The sequence below is a fragment of the Enterococcus sp. RTP21361st1_A6_RTP21361_211029 genome (assembly GCF_040910045.1).
GTDB classification, from domain to species: Bacteria; Bacillota; Bacilli; order Lactobacillales; family Enterococcaceae; genus Enterococcus_D; species Enterococcus_D gallinarum.
In genome coordinates this window covers 1-3,342 of record NZ_JBDGBK010000156.1, presented here as the reverse complement: position 1 = coordinate 3,342, position 3,342 = coordinate 1, and the positions used below count along the sequence as shown (strand labels likewise).

The window sequence follows — 3,342 nt, the reverse complement described above, 5'->3', positions numbered from 1 at the left end:
CAGCAATTCTTGCTCGTGTTGCTGATATTCAACAACAGATTCGTAAAAAGCTTCGCTGTCACCACCACGAATCTTCTTTTCGGAAATCTCTTTTAACTGATCCTCCATTTTTGTAGCCAAGTCCGCTTTTTGCTGCGCTAAGACCATTTGTTCTCTTCGAATCAATGCGATCGTATCATCGACATGTAGTTGTTCTTTTTGACGTTCGTTCACAAGGAATCCTCCTTAAAAAAATTGCGACATAAAATTATAGCATATAATCTTTGCGAATGTCGTCTGAAAAATCGTTCTATGGTAAAATTTAAGTATGCTTTTGAGATCAATTTGATCAAAGAAAGGGAGGATAGCTGTGCGGAATGAAGCTGAAATGCTAGCAGTGATTTTACGAGTTGGTCAAAAAATAGGTGTCCAAGCAATCGCAATCTCTGGGTCCCGGCGAGAACCTAATGCAATAAGCGATCGGTTTCAAGATTATGATATCGTTTATATTGTTGACAATATGCAAGAACTAATAGCAGAACCTAGCTGGCTGGAAGAATTCGGACAGATCATGATCATGCAGACTCCAGAAAGTTCTGTGCTTTCGCAACCCTCTTTGGGAGGACGTTTTACATTCTTGATGCATTTTGAAGATGGCAATCGCATAGACTTGATGCTTTGCCCGGTTGAATTGATCCATTTGTTGCAAGCTGAACCCTTTCTTGAGCGTCTCTATGATCCAAAAGAATTTCTGCAGGGAATGACAGTTCCTGATGCCTCTATCTTTTGGATTAAACCACCGACAGAAAAATCGTTTCATGACAGTTGTAACGAATTTTGGTGGGTAGCGACTTATGTCGTCAAAGGGCTTGTCAGAAATCAGCTTTTCTATGCCGCCGACCATTTGTACCAAATTTGCTGGCAAGAGTTGCTTCGGCAATATGACTGGTATCTAGCGCATCAAGCAGACTATCGTCTCAGTACCGGAAAGAACCATAAATATCTTCAAAATTATTTATCAGAAGAAGAGTATGAGCGGTTGACGGCACTTTGTTTTTCATCTGTTGAAACTTGCGGCGAATCCTTATGGAAAATCGTTCAACTATTTGATGAGATTGCTCGTTATGTAAGCAGACAACATCAATTTTTGTACCATGAAGAGGAGGCCAGTAAGGTGATGAAGTATGTTCAAAAATGGCATTCGAGAAAATGGCGTGAAGATCCAGCCAAATGAAATGGAAGAATCTTTAGATTGTCAGAAACGCTTATTCTTGATAAGGGACAGTCATTCGATAATAGAGCAGGTTATTGCAGAGCATAATTAAGAAGCGTATACTAATGAACAGAGGAGTGATGACTATGCCATTTATTCATGTAGAATTAGTAGAAGGCCGATCGCAAGAACAATTGACCAATATGATGAAAGAAATTACTGAAGCAGTCCACAAAAATACTGGGGCACCTAAAGAACATATTCATGTCATTATCAACGAAATGAAAAAAGGACAGTATGCAGTTAATGGTGATTGGAAATAATTTACTTGATTTTTTAAGCAGATAGTGGTTAAATGAAGCCATAATTGATTGATGAAAAAGACACCTGAATTTGAGAGTCTTCGATAAGAGAGGGAAATCACGGCTGAAAATTTCCTGGAAGAAAACCAATGGATGACCACTTTTTCAAACCTTTGTTGAAACAAAGGCGGTCGTACCGTTATCCCGTCAAAGAAATACAGCGTTGTTGTATTTGAAATTAGGTGGAACCACGAAATCTTCGTCCTAGTATCGTTATCTGATACTAGGACTTTTTTTGGTTCGAATCATTCATTGATCAAATAAATCAGTAGGGGGAAAACAAATGACACTAACAATTACATTCCCAGATGGGGCGAAAAAAGAATTTGCAGTTGGCATCACAACAAAAGAAATTGCTGAAGGAATCTCTAAAAGTTTAGCGAAAAAAGCCTTAGCAGGAAAGGTCAATGGTCGGTTGATTGATCTTGATCGAGGGATTGAAGAGGATGCACAAATCGAAATCGTCACACCGGATCATGAGGATGCTTTAGGCTTGGTTCGCCATTCAGCAGCTCACTTAATGGCTCAGGCGATGCGTCGCCTTTATCCAAACATTCATTTTGGCGTGGGACCAGCTATCGATACAGGATTCTATTATGATACAGATAATGGAGAAAGCCCTGTAACTGCCGAAGATTTACCAGCAATTGAAGCAGAAATGATGAAAATCGTTAAAGAAAATCTACCGATCGAACGTCGTGTATTATCGAAAAAAGAAGCTTTAGAACTATTTGCTGAAGATCCATATAAAGTAGAATTGATCAGTGAACTACCAGAAGATGAAACGATTACTGCCTATCAACAAGGAGAGTTTGTTGATCTATGTCGCGGGCCTCACGTGCCATCAACAGGACGGATTCAAGTGTTCAAACTTTTATCTGTGGCAGGAGCTTACTGGCGTGGAAATTCAAATAACCAAATGATGCAACGGGTCTATGGAACAGCGTTCTTTGACAAAAAAGAGTTGAAAGAATTCATTCGTTTACGAGAAGAAGCCAAAGAGCGGGATCACCGCAAGCTAGGGAAAGAGTTAGACTTATTCATGCTCTCTCCAGAAGTTGGTGCTGGTCTACCATTTTGGTTGCCAAAAGGTGCAACCATTCGTCGTACCATTGAGCGCTACATCGTGGATAAAGAAGTAAGCTTGGGTTACCAACACGTTTATACACCAATCATGGCCAATGTTGACCTTTATAAGACTTCAGGACACTGGGATCATTATCATGAAGATATGTTTCCGCCAATGGACATGGGAGATGGGGAAATGCTCGTTCTTCGTCCAATGAATTGCCCTCATCATATGATGGTCTACAAAAACGATATTCACTCTTATCGTGAATTGCCGATTCGAATCGCTGAATTAGGGATGATGCACCGTTACGAAAAATCTGGCGCTCTTTCTGGGTTGCAACGGGTTCGGGAAATGACTCTAAATGATGGACATACATTTGTTCGTCCTGATCAAATCAAAGATGAATTCAAACGGACTTTGGATTTGATGGTTGAAGTCTATAAAGATTTCAATGTAACAGATTACCGCTTCCGTTTAAGCTATCGTGATCCAGAAAACAAAGATAAATACTTTGATGATGATGCGATGTGGGAAAATGCCCAAACCATGCTGAAAGCAGCGATGGATGAATTGAATTTGGATTATTTCGAAGCAGAAGGGGAAGCAGCGTTCTATGGTCCAAAATTAGACGTTCAAGTAAAAACTGCTTTGGGCATGGAAGAAACGCTTTCCACGATCCAATTAGATTTCTTATTACCAGAACGTTTCGACTTAAC

The 3,342-nt window shown here is 40.0% G+C and carries 4 protein-coding genes; 3 read left to right on the top strand and 1 reads right to left on the bottom strand.

Annotated features, from left to right (window positions below):
• On the bottom strand, positions 1 to 213 hold a 213-nt coding region (locus AB5Z52_RS16315), incomplete at its 3' end, for a hypothetical protein (RefSeq protein ID WP_368267031.1).
• A 136-nt stretch (positions 214 to 349) separates the two neighbouring features.
• Between AB5Z52_RS16315 and AB5Z52_RS16310 the strand changes: the two genes are divergently transcribed.
• The 3 genes from AB5Z52_RS16310 to thrS form a co-directional block, all read left to right on the top strand.
• A complete protein-coding gene (locus AB5Z52_RS16310; protein ID WP_034704324.1) occupies positions 350 to 1,213 on the top strand; it encodes an aminoglycoside 6-adenylyltransferase in 864 nt (287 codons plus the stop codon).
• Between the two features lie 125 nt (positions 1,214 to 1,338).
• Entirely contained in the window at positions 1,339 to 1,515 is a 177-nt protein-coding gene (locus AB5Z52_RS16305) for a 2-hydroxymuconate tautomerase (protein ID WP_005471289.1), read from the top strand.
• A 322-nt stretch (positions 1,516 to 1,837) separates the two neighbouring features.
• The coding region (thrS, locus tag AB5Z52_RS16300) for a threonine--tRNA ligase (protein WP_368267029.1) at positions 1,838 to 3,342 on the top strand (1,505 nt) is incomplete at its 3' end.

What these genes read in the sequence shown, in the direction of transcription:
- AB5Z52_RS16305 (WP_005471289.1), top strand. Translation starts at nt 1,339, where the DNA reads ATGCCATTTATTCATGTAGAATTAGTAGAAGGCCGATCGCAAGAACAA.